12 protein-coding genes and 1 pseudogene are annotated in these 18,239 nt (G+C 48.9%); 1 reads left to right on the top strand and 12 read right to left on the bottom strand.

The annotated features are described in order from the left end of the window. Positions 1-82: 82 nt before the first annotated feature. From FHC52_RS21340 to FHC52_RS21295, 10 genes and pseudogenes are all read right to left on the bottom strand, one after another. Positions 83-307, bottom strand: a complete 225-nt coding sequence (locus tag FHC52_RS21340) for a DUF2786 domain-containing protein (RefSeq protein ID WP_259280434.1) — start codon at positions 305-307, stop codon at positions 83-85. Between the two features lie 129 nt (positions 308-436). Next, a complete protein-coding gene (locus tag FHC52_RS21335) occupies positions 437-1,612 on the bottom strand; it encodes a glycosyltransferase family 4 protein (protein ID WP_310572723.1) in 1,176 nt (391 codons plus the stop codon). Further along, positions 1,545-2,681, bottom strand: coding sequence for a glycosyltransferase family 1 protein (locus FHC52_RS21330; RefSeq protein WP_220420259.1), 1,137 nt, complete (start codon positions 2,679-2,681; stop codon positions 1,545-1,547). Before FHC52_RS21330 ends, FHC52_RS21335 begins: the two co-directional genes overlap by 68 nt. Before the next feature lie 225 nt (positions 2,682-2,906). Further along, positions 2,907-6,920 (bottom strand): glycosyltransferase, encoded by a 4,014-nt coding sequence (locus tag FHC52_RS21325; protein WP_220420258.1) that lies wholly within the window; start codon positions 6,918-6,920, stop codon positions 2,907-2,909. A gap of 18 nt (positions 6,921-6,938) precedes the next feature. Beyond that, complete coding sequence (locus FHC52_RS21320; RefSeq protein ID WP_220420257.1) at positions 6,939-9,071, bottom strand: methyltransferase domain-containing protein; 2,133 nt, start codon at positions 9,069-9,071, stop codon at positions 6,939-6,941. Next, positions 9,071-10,354: an ABC transporter ATP-binding protein gene (locus FHC52_RS21315; RefSeq protein ID WP_220420256.1), complete on the bottom strand. Its 1,284-nt coding sequence runs from the start codon at positions 10,352-10,354 to the stop codon at positions 9,071-9,073. Before FHC52_RS21315 ends, FHC52_RS21320 begins: the two co-directional genes overlap by 1 nt. Next, positions 10,354-11,145, bottom strand: a complete 792-nt coding sequence (locus FHC52_RS21310; protein ID WP_220420255.1) for an ABC transporter permease — start codon at positions 11,143-11,145, stop codon at positions 10,354-10,356. The genes FHC52_RS21315 and FHC52_RS21310 overlap by 1 nt, the downstream gene beginning before the upstream one ends. A gap of 10 nt (positions 11,146-11,155) precedes the next feature. Then, positions 11,156-12,523 carry a phosphomannomutase CpsG gene (locus tag FHC52_RS21305; protein ID WP_220420260.1) on the bottom strand — a complete coding sequence of 456 codons (1,368 nt, stop codon included), beginning with the start codon at positions 12,521-12,523 and terminating at the stop codon, positions 11,156-11,158. Beyond that, positions 12,516-13,952, bottom strand: a complete 1,437-nt coding sequence (locus FHC52_RS21300) for a mannose-1-phosphate guanylyltransferase/mannose-6-phosphate isomerase (RefSeq protein WP_220420254.1) — start codon at positions 13,950-13,952, stop codon at positions 12,516-12,518. Before FHC52_RS21300 ends, FHC52_RS21305 begins: the two co-directional genes overlap by 8 nt. A 370-nt stretch (positions 13,953-14,322) precedes the next feature. Continuing rightward, positions 14,323-14,694: pseudogene (locus FHC52_RS21295) on the bottom strand (integrase core domain-containing protein); the annotation flags it as partial. A 307-nt stretch (positions 14,695-15,001) separates the two neighbouring features. Here FHC52_RS21295 and FHC52_RS21290 point away from each other — a divergent pair. Then, the gene (locus FHC52_RS21290; RefSeq protein ID WP_001101446.1) at positions 15,002-16,027 is read left to right on the top strand and encodes an IS110 family transposase; all 1,026 of its coding nucleotides are present in this window, start codon (positions 15,002-15,004) and stop codon (positions 16,025-16,027) included. Positions 16,028-16,345: 318 nt separating this feature from the next. Here the strand turns inward: FHC52_RS21290 and FHC52_RS21285 are convergent, their stop codons facing one another. Then, positions 16,346-17,314, bottom strand: coding sequence for an IS5 family transposase (locus FHC52_RS21285; RefSeq protein WP_220420253.1), 969 nt, complete (start codon positions 17,312-17,314; stop codon positions 16,346-16,348). Positions 17,315-18,139: 825 nt separating this feature from the next. Continuing rightward, positions 18,140-18,239 (bottom strand): IS1 family transposase (locus FHC52_RS21280; protein WP_000641146.1); only part of this gene is annotated, 100 nt, incomplete at its 5' end.

The following is an 18,239-nucleotide window of genomic DNA, read 5'->3' as shown; positions in this document are numbered from 1 at the left end:
ACTGCTGAATTCACTGTCGGCGAAGGTAAGTTGATGACTCATGATGAACCCTGTTCCATGGCTCCAGATGACAAACATGATCTCATATCAGGGACTTGTTCGCACCTTCCCTAGGTTGGTTTACACTACCTGCCACCCAGTAACTGCTATCTATACAATTGAGCCCAATATCATTGCAGGTAATATGGTCTATCTGCATTAGCTCCTGAATACGTTGCAGGGCCTGTGCAAACTCATGGGGATTATCAGATTTTGACAGCGCCAAGAGTTTCTTTAATCTCTCCAGAATATTTTCTTTATCAGCCATGATTAGTCTCCCCTTAAGCAGTTGAAGGTAATGCGCCATTCAGCAGTCGGTGCAGGAAGAGAAGAAATAACGCAGCGCAAGTACTACGGTCACCTAACCAGTACCCCACAGTTCTTTTCGCACCGAATATCAAGCCAATTGCTGGTAAATTTCCTTATACTTGTCAACCATCACATCCGAGGTAAACAGAGTCTTGAAGCGATGTCTAGCATTTATCCCGCACTCTGCCGCAAACAGTGGCTCGAACCACAGTCGGTCCATCGCCCGGCGCAGCGCCAGTGGATCCGACGGCGGAACTACTAATCCGGTATGTTCGTCAATATTGATATAGGTCGTTCCTGTTCCGATTTCGCTGGAAATCAGCGGTTTTCCGCACATCGCGCCCTCTAATAGGGAAATGCCGAACGCTTCGGAACGCAGGTGGGAAGGAAACACGATGCCGTAGCAATCCTGCAGCAGTGCCACCTTATCCACATCAGGCAGTGCGCCTAGAAACTGTATATTGGTCAGCGCCAGTCGTTCCGCCTGCTGCTTCAACTCTTGCTCTATCGACCCCGCCCCGATGATTACCACCCGGTAGGGCGCATCCTTAATTGCATCTAGCAGGATATGCAACCCCTTGTAATAACGCAGAGTGCCGATGAATAGAAAATAGGGTTGGGAGATCTTGCTGCGCCAGTAGGCGATCTTCTGTCCATCGGGCACGGGATAAGTTTTCTCATCCAGTCCGATCGGAATCACGTTGACCTTATCTTTATAGCGCCCCAGTACCTCGCTGGTTTCCACATAGTTAGGCGAGGTCGCGATAATCCGGTCAACGCCATTGAGAAAGCGGTACATCAGCGGCTTATAGAAAGGCAGGAGGCGTTTCTGGCGGATAATATCCGAATGATAACTGACTACCTTCGGCTTCTTTACCCGAGTTAACAGGTCCACCATATCCATATATGGCCAAGGGAAATGGAAGTGGATCACGTCAGCCTGCCGACTGAGTTCGGCAAATTGTTTAATTGCACTAACGGAAAATGGGCTGGAGGCAAATGAAATATCCTGCTTTGCCTTATAGGCATTGTGGTGAGCAATGGTGCTTTCACCAGCGTGAGGGCTAACGGAAAGCACACTGGCCGAAATACCTTTTTTCAGTCCGCTTTCCACTAACTGAAAAATAACTTGCTCAATACCACCGTAAGAATCCGGATAATAGGTCTTATAGAAATGCAGAACTTTTAGCATGTTGTTATTGAACCTGTCGGTACGCATGAATAGTTTCTCGGGCGCAACGTTGCCACGAAAAGGTTTGCGCACGGGCGATTCCTTTGGCCCTCGCTTGCCTACGCCACGCGTCATCCTCAATGCTTCGTTGAATAATTTCTGTCAGTGTTTCTGTATCCTCCGGAGCACACATCAAAGCACAGTCACCGACGACCTCAGGTAATGAGGCCGCATCAGAACACACCACCGGCGTGCCCGATGCCATGGCTTCCAATACTGGCAATCCAAATCCTTCATACAGCGAGGGAAACAGAAAGCTTTTGGCACCTGCAAACAGATAAGGGAGATCCGCTGATGGCATATAACCAAGATAGCGTAGCCAACCCTGACGCTCTGCGACCCCAAAGCGTTGATGAATGCCTTCACTCACCCAGCCCTGATAGCCGCTGACAATCAAAGGGTAGGACTGGCGAAGTCGGATGGGCAAACGTTCGTAGGCATCCAGAAGGGTGACGATATTTTTTCGTGGCTCGATTGACCCTGTAAACAGACAGTAGCCGCCGGGGGTCAACCGCCAGCGTTCAAGCCTGCTGCGCATTTCGCTCTCAGTACGGGGGGAAAAATCACCACTGCTGGCAAGGTGGGAGGTGAAAATCCTCGTCAACGGCAGATTAAAATAGGTAGCCAACTCCTGACGAGCAAACTCAGTGACGGTGATAAATACGCTGGCTCGTTTGATGGCTAACAACAATTCCTTTTGCATGAAGCGCACCCGCTCCGGTGGATGACACTGCGGCCAAGTAAATATCGACAGATCGTGAAACGTCGTCACACAGCGTTCAACCTGCGGGGGTAAATAAAAATTGGGGCTGTGATAAATCGCATCGCAGTGAGGTTTCAGAGCCATGGTTTTCAGCCACGGCGCAGTCAAGCGATACACCTCTGTCGCCGAGCGACTTTTTTGTACCATCCTCCGTAGTCCCTGAGAGGCGTTGGTCGATTCTGACATGGTGGGGATCTCACGGCTGATTCTTCTGCCGTTCAGAAATAACAACTGGTCAATTTCATCCTGCTGCTGTAAACAGTGCGCCAGCTCGTAGGCGTAACGTCCTATTCCTGTCAGAGGATATTTGATCGGATCGGTACCAAAAATAACTTTCATAAATTTGCTTTCTATTATTCGCGCTGTATCGCTTTTCCCGCACTGTAACATTGATTATTCGTACGTGTGCGGGACTGTGGCTGCAACTGGTAACTCCGTTAGTACCATCCACTGACCTGGGTATCGGGCTTCAGCAATGCGAATACCAGCCGCAACTATCGGTAAGTCAGCCCATAATGCATCAGCTGACTGTTGAATCACATCTATCAGCTGTCGCCAAGACTCTTAGCGGCTCACGCTTCGGCAGACGGCGACAAATTCGTTTTCCACCGCTTCCCAGCTAAACCGTTGCGCTGTTTCGAAACCGTTCTTCCCCAAACGCTCGCGCAATTCCGATTCATTCAGGATACGGGTCAGCGCCGCTGGTAGCTCCCGTGCGTCGACCAGCAGAGCATTCTGCTCGTCGACCGCCATATCGTGAAAAGCGACGCAGTGTTTGTTGGCAATCACCGGTTTTTTCGCCAGCCAGGCTTCCAGCAACACGATACCGAAGCTTTCACTAGAGCTCATGTTCACCAGAGCCTGGCAGGACATCAGTGCGCCACGTACAACCTCACGTGGTTGGCGTTCCAGATAAGACACGCAGGGAGAATCAACAGTTGCTCCGTCATCGTCTGGCCCGATCATTACCAAGCGGATTTTATTGCCTGCCCGGTTCAAATCTTCCACGGCCTTGATGATGGCGTGATACCCTTTGGCGCCGGACTTACGCCCCAGAGTCAGAACGAACGCCTCATCACGGCCATAGATCTGGCTAAACGCCTGACGGTCGCTCTCCATGAACTCTTCTTCCACGTCAGCCCCGGCTGGCAGATAGACTACTTGGCATCCCTTGCGGGCATAAAATTCGCTGGCCGCCTTGGGCACTGTCAGTACCTTGGTCGCTTTTCTGGCGGTGTCTAGTAGATCTGGGAAGTGATAGTAGTCGTCATCAAGATGCGCATGCGGTATCAGCAATGACGGCACGTTATGGCGATGCGCCGCGTCAATAACCAAGGAGGCTGGTTTGAATACACTGTTATGTGTGATAACCAAATCATATTTGGCGATGTTAACGTTGATGAATCTTTCCATCGCGGCGGAATGTGGCCCGCGGATGTCGGTCAAGTTAAGGTGCAGCGAGAAGCGCGTTTGCTCGGCCGCGTTCGACAAGATATCGAAAACACCCTCTGCGGGCAGCTGTCGGGCATCAGCTAGCATGGGGTGTGTCAGATCTTGCATCTCGTTGTCAATGCGCAGTTCGTGCAGAATGAAACCCAATGGTCGGGGATCCGCCCCGTGTCCAGCCGACGCAGAAGTATAAATCTCCAGCATCCCGGCATCGATTGCCGCATTAAGGGTAAAGTTTCCGCTCACTTCCTGACTGAGGTAAAGTCCTCCCGTCGCGGCTTGTAGGGTAATCTGCGACGTCTCTGGGACATAGCCCGTCAGGGTCACGGTCGCAGCGTTGGCCAGATTAATACCGGCCGCAGCATAGCCCCAGCGGTAGCACTGCGCAGTATCACCTTCAGGATGTGCCCAGCCCCAAGCCAACCCCGTCGGCAACGGAGCGAGCAACTGCGCCACTACCGCTTTTTCAAACGCGGGTTGAACCTGCCAAACCAGACGCATCGCCGCTGATGAAACCACACCTGGGTCGTTCTCTACCGAGAACCCTCCGAAGCGCAGATTACGCATCTCAATCGGTGCACTCAGCGTTTCATCAAACTCATACTGTTCTGCAAATCTGGCTCGGTTGCTCAGACGGCTTACATTAGTGGTGATAACATCGATGGCAAACTCGTCAGTGGCGCCCAGAGCCTGTAGGAAACGTTTTATGTGCGACTCGGCTCCACCCAGTTCAGGATGAGTGTAGCGGTAAGTGGCAAAGAGTACTCTCCGCTTTGGCTTCTCCAGTTCTTCCAACAGGCTAACAAATTTTTTGCCAATTCCAGCCATGGAAAGCTCGGCATAGAATATTTCTTGCCGCTCTCGGCGCATCTCGTCCGAGAACTTTTCATCCAGCGGTGACAGCGCCCGAACTGCGTCGGCAAAGCTGTCCAGCTCCGTCAGGTCTGTGTGTCGTCTGATCTCGTCGGGATAGCCGCGTAGACCGAACGTCGTACTAACCACAAATAGACCATTGGCAAAAAAGTCAGCCAGTTTGATGTTTGAACCGCTGCCGGAAACCACCGGATTTACGGCAAACATGCAGCGTTGCAGAATGGCACACTTAGTTTCCTCATCGACCTTACCCCACAACACCACGTTCTTCGAGGAGGCTACACTGATAGATTCACAGACCGAACCCACGATGTTAAATTGTACCTCAGGGCACTTAGGCGCGACCTCTTTCAGAAGGTAGTTAACTGCATCAACGTTCGGCATATGTGCCGAGCCGAGGAAAACTGCCGAGTGCTTCTCTACCTTTTGCTCCACGAGCCGTTTGACCTCATCGCTGATCGCTACCGGTGGCTCGGAGCCGTTACGCACCACCATCATCGGGCCAGCCGTATTTTTCCCTTCCAGCAGGCTGTAGGCATCATCGTCGGACACTGCAATAGTGAAGGCCGACTTTTCAACGGCGTTTTTCTCCAGTGTCACAACCAAATCCAGCAAATATGCCTTTTGCGGATGCCATTCCAGCAATTCCGTTTTCAGCTTGGTTTCATCATTATGAGAAGAATAAACAAAGCGATCGTGATAAGAGAGCGGCAGTGGTGCCATATAAGGATGTTCGACGACGATAAATCTAGCTGACTGCTTGAGAATATTATAGATATTGACCAGCATCGCGTTGCGCATGCAGTAATGGCTGGCAATAATATCGTCACAGGAGATGTGGAACTGAGCGTTCAGCTCAGCTACCTCTTGAACGTGCTCTGCGGATTTAGGAACGCTGATTACATGGGTCAGATCGTTATATTTTTGCGTCGTTAGCTGGCCGTCACTGGAAAAACACACGAAGACAACCGGCGAGATTGCGTTGACCGCATGATACAAGCCACGGGTACGAGTAGCGCCCCCGCCAACGGTAGTAAAGGAATTGTAGTCATTCAGCGCTAGGGTGAACGGCCGTTCTTCCTTGCTCAACTGGTCAAAAACCGGCAACAGCCTATTGATTATCGCGCCCCAGGTATAATTTTCACACGCCAAGCGCAACCCAGCATGCCCGATATCAAAGGTCTTCTCAATATTCTCAGCCTCCAGATGTCGCTGTACCAGCGCGGGGAAATCCCCCAGTTCTCCCTCGATAAAATGAATTCCGGCCACAACCTCGAACCCTCTCATGCCAAAGGGAGTCGAAAGTATCGGTAAGGCGTAAGAGAAATAGTCTAACACCTTGATATTGGAGCCGCTGCCTGATTCCATAGGGTTCAATGCTAGGCTGGCTTGTGCAAAAATCGCGCTTTTTTCTTCATCGGAAATGCGGCCGTGACGCACGACGTTTGCGCCATATTTGCCTTCCGGTAGACAGTTCCCGATAATGTCGAACCTGACGCTAGGGCAGCGCGGAGCCAGCTCATTCGCGATGTATTTTGCCGCTGTAACGTTGGGCAAATGCGCGCTGCCAACAAACACCACAGCTAGCTTATCTTGTTTGCGACACTGCATAATCTGACGATGCTGCTCGATCATACCGTTCGGCGAGTAGCACATCACTGCTTCTTTGTGCGGCGCAATATTCGTAAATGCTTGGTGATCGTTTTCACCGCAATACAAAATCAAATCCGCTGCGTCTAGCAACTTTTTCTCCGCGTTAACAACCAATTCGACGATCGGTCGTGACTTTTCCGACGCGTGAAGCTCTTGGTATAGCTCGGATTCACAGTTATGGGAGTTATAAATTCTCGGCTTATTATCAAGCCCCAAGAAGAGGTCGTAATTCACCGTAAAGGGAAAGTCGTGGACGATAATGTCAGCAGCCGCATACTCTTCCAAGTAGGCTGCGTGCAACAGCGTCGGAGAGGTACCACTGGCGGCGATCGCTGGAGCCGAAAGGTCTCCGTGGCCTTTAGCTAGGAACGCAGAGAGCTCTGCCCAGTTTTTATGGAAATAACCGTCTTTGGCAATACGTCTCTCAACGAAAGTCGCTGTATGATAAATCACCTCTTCCTCTCGATCGGGATAGGAAGAGCTCAGCAACGTAACGTGATGATGTTTACTTAGTGCCTTATAAAAGTTGTAAACCCTAGATTCACCGCCGTTAGATACGGGGACAAAAGCTGGGAAAAAATTAAGCGCAAGTATTCTTTTCATTGTTAACGATGTCATCCATTAATAAAACCATGATTCCAAAACAGACTTTTGTTGCTCATGCCGGCTGTTTTTTTTGACTAGGCAAGGTTGTTCCGAACCAACGCTTCCCTGGGATTCATGCGGCACAGCAATCGACATCACAACCGGCGTGTCGTAGACGTTAGCTTCTCTGCGTTCAACAAGATGGCGTTTGATTTTATATTTAAATCTAGGGTACCTGTTTAACAGACGAATTACCTGTTGTTTCAACTGCGGGCGGTTCGAAATAAACGTCATGGCAAAGGAGAAGATCCCTTTAATTTTTTTTTTAACCCATGACTTGGCGGCTGAGAGAAAACGCCGCGGATGCACTACCAACTGCAAGAATTTAGATAGTAGGCGCAGCGGATAAGTCAGGTACCAAGATTTGCTAGCATAGACTTGGTTGAGCTCATGACGCAGTGCATCATTTTTGCTGATGCTGTTTTCCAGCATCGCCTTCATCTGCATTTCTGCGGACATTTTTTCCAGCAATGCATCCAGTTTGGTAGAAAGTTGCTGTTGTTCTTTCTCTCGCTCGGCAAATGCCACGCCGATGCTCCGATGCTCCTCCAGCAGCACATCCAGTTTGGTAGAAAGTTGCTGTTGTTCTTTCTCTCGCTCGGCAAACGCAGCATCGGTACTCCGTTGCTCGGTACGCAAAGATTCATCAAGAGAACTCAACTTACCGTCAAGGCGGTCCTGCATCTGCTTAACCTGCCAGTCCATATGGTTGGTCATTGTTGATAGGTAGCTTTCTACGATGCTAGAAAGCGGAACGGAGCCACTGACTTTATCGTGGTTATTATATGCGGCAAGAATCGCGTTGAAACACCACTCTTGGCTGGGCAGCATCCAGACCTTGCTCATCCACGAATGATATTTCTTCGGGAAGTCATGAGGCGCAATAAAGCGTGGCCGGGAGCTCTTCGGTTCGCGAATTTTGTGCTGGGCGACTTCTTTGATCAGCACGAAGAATGACAGAATCTGTCCGTAAAGATCGTCGCCGTCAGTGGTCGATTCGGAAATTGAGCCATAGTCAATGATGTAAACCAGCCCGTCATCGCCGATGAGAATATTCCAGGGGCGCAGATCGTTATGATACAGCCCGCCATTTTCCAGCGCGGTAACCTGTTCCAGAATGCCAGCGATAATCTGCTCATCATCGTAATCCTCTCCGGCAATAATCATATCCAGTAACAGACGCCCGGATATCGCCTCTCTGGCCAACCAGGATTCACCTTCTGTGCTGCCATAGCTTAGCAGCTTCGCGCTGCGGAAACCCGCAACTGTTTTGCCGAGGAGCGCCGATTCATTCGCCAGCTCGGCATGGTTCAGTGTGTTATTATGGCTGGTCAGGAAAATCTTGATGATATTCTCGCCGGAGAAATAGTAGCGTCGGCTGTGACCATGATAAAAGTTGTCCAACTGGTGGGAGCGATCGCTAAAACGATCGATCACGCCGAACAGATCGTCAACGTGCCAATATTTATTGCTAGCAAAATACAGCGGGCGCTCCACAGCGGAAAGATGGGTACTGTACATCGATAGTTGGTGACTAAAGGTGTAATCACCAATCAACTTACGAGGGTCATCCGGCTGGGCATCCGCCCAGTGCAACGGCTCGCTATTTAGCGCGAATTCGAAGATTCCCGTTTCCACTTTCTGTGCCAACGTCTTGAACAACCCGAAGACAAACTCGGAGCCATGTTCATAAATCAGATGATGGAAAACACTCAATCCGAGCACCATATCATATTCATGGTTGCTGATCTTCTCCTGAATCACCGGCTCGATGCTGCCTAATAAAAACTCAACCTTAAACGCCGGGTTTTCCTCGGCCAGCTTGTGGCAAACGTTGATATTCGGCTGGCTATAATCCACTGCGGTAACGACAGCACCGCGCTTGGCTAGATTTAAACTGAAAAAACCTTGAGCACAACCGAGATCCAGTACTTTCAGCGGCCGGCCCTTTTCTCGGGAAATATAGTCATAGGCGGCGGCGATCTTTTCTAAGCGATCCCGGCATCCGCGCGATGCCTGCGCAGTAAACTCCGGGTGATTAAAAATCGGCTGATAGACCTCAGGTAAATTTTCAACTAGCGTTTCAATAGATTGTGTTTGATACGTCATTAGGAGAGCTCCTCAACCTGTGCAAAATCAGCCTGCATGTCCACCAGTCCCCACATATGGACATTATTTGTGACTTTTAACAAAACTGAATCATAACGCCTGTCTACCGGATCCGTCGTTTTTGTCGGATCACCGGAAGATAACCCCAGCGAAAGCAGGTAGGCCCCCTCATTCAAACGAAGATTCAGACTAAATTTATAAATCACGACATGGCCTGCCTTCCCGTTTGGCATGACTTTCCCCTGCGTAGAGATATAAGAGTTACTACCGTAGATAAATAATCCTTCTAAACTTTTAATCAGGATACCTGGCGTAACATATTCAATCTCCTGTTCGTACAGGACTTTGATATAAACATCTAGTTTATCATTGGTATAGATAACCGTCGGGTACTCTATGCCGTTGGAAACGGTGACAAAATCAATGATTTTGGCCCCGCCCTGTCCCCAGCGATGTTCTTCCTTCAGGTAACCGGGACGTGTGTGATAAAGATCCTTCGTATCCTGGTTCAGAGTTATTTTTTTGGCTTTGGCAAGCTCTGCATCTTTTCTTTTTTTTCCGAAAAGATCATCCATGTAAACATTGACGACTTCCCTGGACGGCCCATCGACATACACTTGGCCAGACTTGAGAAAAATTGCCCGATCACACTGTTTTGAAATATCCATAACGGCGTGCGAAACCAGCAGTAACATCATGCCTGCTTTTTTATATTCGGCAATGCGGGAATAACACTTGGCCTGAAAATAGACATCGCCCACTGATAATGCTTCGTCAACGATCAGAATATCCGGACGGGTAGCGGTGGCAACAGCGAACGCTAGACGAGCCTGCATGCCGGAAGAGTACACCCTTAGAGGTTTATCGATGTAATCACCGATTTCTGCAAAGGCCTCAATTTCCGGGAAAAGTCGCTCGATCTCGTCCGTCGAATAGCCCAGCAGTTGGCCAGCCATGTAAACGTTCTGCCGACCGGAGAAATCGGGATGAAAGCCAATGCCTAGCTCTAGCAATGCTGCAACTCGGCCGGTAACGCTAATTTTCCCCGTGCATGGTTGGGTCGTACCGGTGATCAGCTTTAACAGCGTACTTTTACCCGCACCGTTAACACCGATAATCCCCACGGACTCCCCGGCATTGATCGTAATATTGATATCATTCAGCACACATTTGGTGCTGTGATGTTTTTTTCTGCCGATTCCGAACCACTCAGCCAACCGGCTCCACTTATTCGGATAGCTTTTATAAGTTTTACTGACTTGATTAACAATAATGCTTCCCATTATAACTCATCCACCATTTCACCAATGCGTTGCCTGAACAGATAGAGACCAAGGGCACATAGAACAATTCCTAGCACAAGGGGGTAACTCAATCCTTCCCAGTAAGGTAATTGGCTGTTTACCAATATTTTCTGGCATGCATCGACCAAGCTGAGCATAGGGTTGAATTTCATCAGCGGTCGAATAGATTCAGGCAGGATGGAGAAGGGATAAATAATCGGAGTCAGCCAAAACCAGAACTGTAAAACAATGCCGCAGAACTGCCCTACGTCCCGGAAAAATACATTAAGCACCCCGACGATGATGCCCAACCCGGTGGCCAGAATCATCATGATGATTAATACTGGAATTAGAGCTAAAAAGACAAAACCGGGGAAATCACCGCTGATCAGCAGGAAGATGGTAAACAGTGAGAAAATGATCGCAAAGTTAACCAACGCACTGCCAATCACTGTAACGGGTAGACATATCTTGGGAAAATTGATTTTTTTTATCAGGTTGGCATTATCGAGAAAAACATTCTGCGCTCTAAGGACTATATCAGAGAACAGCCCCCAAGTTAGAATTCCGGAACAAATATAGATACTATACGCGTAGTGCGAATCAACGCCCGGCAGCTTGGCGCGCATGACCTGAGAAAAGATGACGGTATAGACCACAATCATCGACAGCGGGTTTAATATGCTCCAGGTTATTCCTAACAGTGAATTACGGTACTTTGACTGAAATTCTCGCTTGATATTCCCTAAGATAAAACCACGATATTCCCATATTAGTGTTAGAAAATTCACGACCTCACCTTTACTTGATAAATGTTTCTAGGTAAGAAACCTTGCTCTTAACTTTCTCAATGTCTCCTTTGGTTTCAACATTCAGACGCAGCAAAGGCTCAGTATTCGAAGTCCGGATATTGAAACGCCAGTCTTCGAACTCCACACTTAAACCATCAGTTGTATCCATGCGCTTCGCCGACAGGCCGAACTCGTGTTCAATGGACTTGATGATTTTCGGTGCATCACTAACTTTGTAGTTAATCTCGCCACTGCACGGATACGAGTTCATACGCTCATTGACTAACTGGCTCAACGACTGTCCACTCTTTGCAATCAGTTCGATCACCAGCAGCCAAGGTATCATTCCACTGTCGCAATAGGCAAAGTCACGGAAGTAGTGGTGAGCACTCATCTCTCCGCCGTAGATGGCATCTTCTTTGCGCATGCGCTCTTTGATAAATGCGTGCCCGGTCTTGGACACCACCGGAGTTCCGCCCGCCTTTTGCACCACGTCAACCGTATTCCATGATAAACGTGGATCGTGGATAATTTTAGCGTCTTTATGCTTGTGTAGAAAGGATTCGGCCAGTAGCCCAACGATATAGTACCCCTCAATGAAGTTGGTCTTTTCATCGAAGAAGAAGCAGCGATCGAAGTCACCGTCGAAAGCAATGCCCAAATCCGCACTGTGCTCGCGTACCGCGCACTCCGTATCGGTCCGGCGTTCCGGCAACAACGGATTAGGGATACCGTTGGGGAAGTTGCCGTCCGGCTGATTATGCACCTTAATAAAACTCACCGGTACCTGCGCTGCGGCAAAACGTCGTTCGATCTCATCGATCACGTGTCCCGCCGCTCCGTTACCGCTGTTGATGACAAGCTTCATTGGCCGAAGCGACGCTACGTCAATATAACTAAGCAGGTGATCGACATACTCGTTCAGGATCGAGATACGTTGATACCCACCTCGCTGCCCGACGGCAACGGGTGAAAATTGGTTTTTCTCAGCCATCATCCTGATTTCCGGCAGACCACTGTCGCCGCTGATCGGCTGAGCTAGGCTACGTACCAGCTTCATACCGTTATAGTTCATCGGGTTATGGCTGGCAGTAACTTCGATTCCACCGTCTAACTGGAGATTAAACGTAGCAAAATAGATCTCTTCCGTACCGCTCAGGCCAATATCCAGCACATCTACACCAGCGTCACGCAGTCCGTCCGCGAGCGCCATCTTCAGCGCTTCGCTGGTCAGGCGGACATCGCCCCCGACCACAACGCGCCGCGGTTGCAGATATTCTCCGTAGGCGCGTCCAATTCGATAGGCAATATCTTCGTTCAGTTCTTCCCCCAACTTTCCGCGAATGTCATAAGCTTTAAAACAAGTCAAACTATTCATCACAGCCTCTGTCATTAGAACAACGACCATAAAGGTCTTCCATACGCACAATATCGTCCTCGCCCAGGTAAGAACCAGACTGAATTTCAACGAGCTCTAGAGGAATATTGCCCGGATTTTCCAAGCGGTGAACCATACCGATAGGAATAAAGGTGGACTGATTCTCAGTCATAAGGAATGTTTGCTCGCCGATCGTTACCCGGGCCGTTCCGGAGAGGATTACCCAGTGCTCGGTCCGATGATGATGCATCTGCAAAGAAAACGCCTCACCAGGATTTACCTTTACTCTGTTAACGTTGAAGCGATCTTCGGCGGCCAGTATGTCGCAACATCCCCAGGGACGGTAATACTCTCGGTGAATGCGGTATTCACTTCGTTGGCTTTTCTTCAGATATTCAACGACCTTTTTCACCTCCTGCACGCGCGATTTGTCGATAACCAGCACCGCGTCCTTGGTATTGATAATCACCAGATTATCCACGCCAATGGTGGCGACCAGTTTGCCATCGCTATTAATGTAGCAATCGTGACTATCATACAAGAAGGTATCGCCCTTGATGGCGTTACCGGCAGAGTCTTTCTCACTCATATCCCATAGAGCGGACCAAGAACCTACGTCGCTCCAACCGATGTCCAAACGCACCACAACAGCATCGTTAGTCTTCTCCATCACTGCATAGTCGATGGATTCATCCGGGCATTGAGCAAAAATCTCAGGATCAACGGAAATAAAATGACGCTCTTCGGCGGCGGCAGTCAACGCCGAGCGACAGATGCTCAGAATATCCGGGCGAAACTTCTCCAACTCGTCAATATAGCGCTGGGCATGGAACATGAACATGCCGCTATTCCAGTAGTGATCGCCATCGGCAATGTAGCGTTCGGCGGTCTCCTTATTAGGTTTTTCGACAAAACGCTTAACGTGTGCCGTCTCGGCGCTGTCGCCACAGCTATCTCCGCGCTGGATGTAGCCATAACCAGTTTCAGGTCCGGTCGGAACGATACCGAAGGTGACCAAGCTGCCCTGTTGAGCGTAAATTATTGCTTCTTCAATCGCCCGATGGAAAGCAGATACATTATTAATGATGTGGTCTGCTGCCAGCACCAGCATGATCGGATTTTCACCTTTCTCCAGCGCGTTGAGGGCGGCTAAAGCAACAGCCGGTGCCGTACTACGACCAGTCGGCTCAAGAATAATATTATGCGATAACATCTTAACCTGACGCAGCTGCTCCGCCATCATAAAGCGGTGCTCCTCGTTGCAGATCACGACGGGTTCGCTTACTTCCAACCCCTCCAACCTTATCAGCGTTTCCTGCAACATTGAATGCGTACCATATAAACGCAAAAATTGTTTAGGGTGCAGTTCCCGTGACAAAGGCCACAGTCGACTACCCGTTCCTCCGGCCATAATGACTGGTAATAACATTACTTATCCTTTCTGGATGGTTATTAAACTGATTATTAAGAATATTATTAGCAAAAACGAAATATAACATATGGTATTGTTGACAGCACACACATTCTATCAGTTCATAATCCGGCCTGATAGAAATAATCCGTGTATGCTACCGCCCTTGGCTCAGAAGCCATAAATAAACTGTAATCGCATAATTTGTGCCGTTAATTTCGCTCTGATACCATATGTTGATATCAGAGCGAAACAGGTAAACGTTGGGATGCTAACTTCTTGTTATTGTACACTTTGAGTGTAATGGTGGCAAAGATTAGATTCTCCCTATATTTAGAGCATAGCAAATACTGATCTTGCCCCGTCATCTCCAGACAGCTTTTGTATCTTAAGTTAACGATGCCCGCTGCCGCCGGTATTCCCTCGGGGAGTGATACCCCAGCGCGCTGTGCGGGTGGTTTTCATTATAATGCGTGAACGCTGCGGCAAGGTTTCGCAGTGCTGTTCTCACATCCGGTTTTGGCATGAACGCGATATAGTCTTCCTTCATCGTTTTCACGAACCGTTCGGCTATGCCATTACTCTGCGGGCTGCTCACCGCTGTTGTACAGGGTTCCAGATTCAGCTCTCTGGCGAACTTCCGCGTTTCATGCGCGGTATACGCTGAACCGTTATCCGTCAGCCACTGCACCGGTCTGTCGGGCAACCTGTCGCCAAAGCGCTTTTCCACCGACCTCAGCATCACATCCTGCACGGTCGAACGACATTGTTGATTAAAAAAAAATGGAAAAAGTGTATAGCGAGTGACATTTCCTGTCAGTCAGTTAAGCGATGCTTATGCCATTAACACGGTGGAAAGAAATGGCGTTAAATATATCGAATATTTTATTGCAGCAAATTGCTACGTTCCTTCATTTCGGATAAGGTGAAGCTACACATTGTTATTTATCTCCGGACTTCCCCGCCATTCATATCTTATGGGGCTTTGTTAATGGAATGGTCGCCTCCCATCTCTTGTGCCACAGTGGGACGATAAATCGTCACTCATTGAACGGAGCGCTGCTATCATGAACGTTAAAACTATTGGAATCGATTTGGCAAAAAACGTTTTCCAGATCCATGGGGTTGACGAGCACGGAAAACGGTTGTTCAACAAACAACTCAGACGGGCACAAATGGCCTCCTTTTTTGCCAACATCCCACCCTGTTTGATCGGCATGGAGGCCTGTGCATCTGCTCATTTCTGGGCCAATAAACTGATATCGATGGGCCATAATGTCAAACTGATGGCCCCTCAGTTCGTCAAACCCTATGTTAAAACCAATAAGCATGATGCTGCAGACGCTGAAGCTATTTGTGAAGCCGTCACTCGACCTAACATGCGGTTCGTGCCGGTCAAAACCGCTGAGCAGCAAGCCGTATTGGCACTTCACCGGAGTCGTCAGAGCTTCATCAAACAGCGAACCGCACAAGCCAATCAAATCAGGGGGTTATTGGCCGAATTTGGCATTGTCGTCCCCCGAGGTATCCAGCAGCTACAGCGACGATTACCTGAGCTCGTGGAAGATGCGGATAACCCGTTACCCGTCCTGTTTCGTACACAGCTGAGTCTACTACAGCACCACATGGCGTACCTGTTCGATGTCATCGCTACACTCGACAAGCAGATTGAGCAGTGCTATCGGCAAAATGCTCTCTGCCAGCGTATCGGCAAGATCCCTGGTATTGGCCCTGTTACCGCCAGCGCGCTGATTGCGACCATTGGTAAAGCCAACAATTTCGAGAATGGCCGACAACTGGCTGCCTGGCTCGGATTGGTTCCACGTCAGCACTCCAGTGGGGGTAAACAAGTCCTGCTCGGGATAAGCAAGCGAGGTGATACCTATTTGAGGACCTTGCTTATCCATGGTGCCAGGGCGGTATTGCAGTCGGCCAAACATAAACAGGATGCCGTATCGAGCTGGGCTAACCAGCTAATGGCGCGCCGGAATAACAACATTGCCTCGGTAGCATTGGCTAACAAGAATGCGCGGACTGTGTGGGCGCTCCTGGCCAAAGAGCGGGAGTATTGTGCACCAATAATAAGCGCTTAAGTTGCTTAATCAGTAAGACAGAAACAACACCACCGATTGCCCAGGCAAGCATGAAGTGATGGCAAGACAGGTCAGACCGCGATGGGGAAAACCCGGTTTATTCAAGGCTCCTGAAAGAGCGCTTTGTTGATAGAGGCCTCCATCAGCGTATTCCATCAGGGACAGAGGTATTTTACATCACCTCGGCAAAGTCCGGATCTATGGCTGCAATCGATGACCAGTAAAGCCACCACAACATATTTAGCTTGGCAAACAGGAGGCGACCATCTATGAATAAATCAGATTTCGGGTAAGTCTCCCCCGTAGCGGGTTGTGTTTTCAGGCAATACGCACGCTTTCAGGCATACCTGCTTTCGTCATTTTGTTCAGCGCTCGTACCAGGGCCATAGCCTCCGCAACCTGACCATCGTAGTCACGAAGCGTCAGTGAACCCCCGAACAGCTGTTTTACCCGGTACATCGCCGTTTCCGCTATCGAGCGACGGTTGTAATCTGTTGTCCATTTCCACCGCGCATTACTCCCGGTCATTCGCTGATTAGCCACTGCACGGTTACGGTCTGCATATTCACCGGGCCAGTAACCCGCACCTTTTCGGGGCGGGATAAGCGCGCTGATTTTCTTACGCCGCAGTTCATCGTGACAGAGCCGAGTGTCGTAAGCGCCTTCTGCCGATGCTGCCCTGATTTTTCTGTGAGTCTGCCGGATAAGATCCGGGAAGGCTTCTGAGTCCGTCACATTGTTCAGCGACAGGTCTGCACAGATGATTTCATGTGTTTTGCTGTCAACTGCCAGATGCAACTTTCGCCATATACGACGGCGTTCTTTGCCGTGTTTTTTGACTTTCCATTCGCCTTCACCAAAGACCTTCAGCCCGGTGGAATCAACCACCAGATGCGCGATTTCACCTCGGGTGAACGTTTTGAAACTGACATTAACCGACTTTGCGCGCTTGCTGACACTGGTGTAATCCGGGCAGCGCAACGGAACATTCATCAGTGTAAAAATGGAATCAATAAAACCCTGTGCAGCCCGCAGGGTCAACCTGAACACGCGTTTAATGACCAGAACGGTGGTGATGGCGAGATCAGAATAGCGCTGAGGTCTTCCCCGTGATGAAGGCGTTGCCGACTCATACCAGGCCTGAATAGCTTCATCATCCAGCCAGAAAGTTATGGAGCCACGGTTGATGAGGGCTTTATTGTAGGTGGGCCAGTTGGTGATTTTGAACTTTTGCTTTGCCACGGAACGGTCTGCGTTGTCGGGAAGATGCGTGATCTGATCCTTCAACTCAGCAAAAGTTCGATTTATTCAACAAAGCCCAACACAGTATCTTCCCCCGCCACTTTCCCGCAATATCCCCGTAGCTTTCCCGCTATAGAGATCCACGAATCCCTTGTGCACCAATACTTTGCTTCAAATTTCCCGTTTTCCCGATTTATTTTCACTGAGTGGGTATGAATGCTTACCACCAGACATCAATCCAACATTTATATCACTCTGTATATTCCTTCATAAAATAATGGTAATAAACTCAATCCAAACAAATATACGTTACATGATAAAAACACATTAAACAGACAATAAAAGTTTTTCATTTTATTTTCTCAAATGACATGATGTATCGTTAACCATGATTCTTATTCTTGCTGCAGATAAATGTGGGAACTCAGCGTAACTGATATTCCCTTGGTAATTAAATTAATTATTAATGTTATATCAATTAATAAAATCGATCCGAATTAACTATTGTTATTTACTGAGCAACAAACGGTTTCACATACCTATTCATATATATATTATTCATATACGTTATTTTTATCAGCCAATTAATATGCAAACATCTCCTGACAGATTATTTATCAGTTGCACATAGATACCTATAATCAAATGACTCCACCCTTCACATTTTTAACGGGAAAACGGGGAATATCCTGCCGAAGCCTTACAACACAAGGATTTCTCACTCCCTGACTACGGGATTTCACCGGGTAATTTGCGGGGAATACCAGAGTCGAACCGGGTACATAACTACCACTCACCAGATGAGCATCCCCTCCACATTATCAGCGGGAAGTCGGGAAAACGGGACATTTCCTGGGTAATGACTCCAACTTATTGATAGTGTTTTATGTTCAGATAATGCCCGATGACTTTGTCATGCAGCTCCACCGATTTTGAGAACGACAGCGACTTCCGTCCCAGCCGTGCCAGG

Source organism: Enterobacter sp. EC_64 (genome assembly GCF_019584165.1).
Taxonomy (GTDB): domain Bacteria; phylum Pseudomonadota; class Gammaproteobacteria; order Enterobacterales; family Enterobacteriaceae; genus Enterobacter; species Enterobacter roggenkampii.
This window is presented reverse-complemented; position numbering and strand designations above follow the sequence as displayed.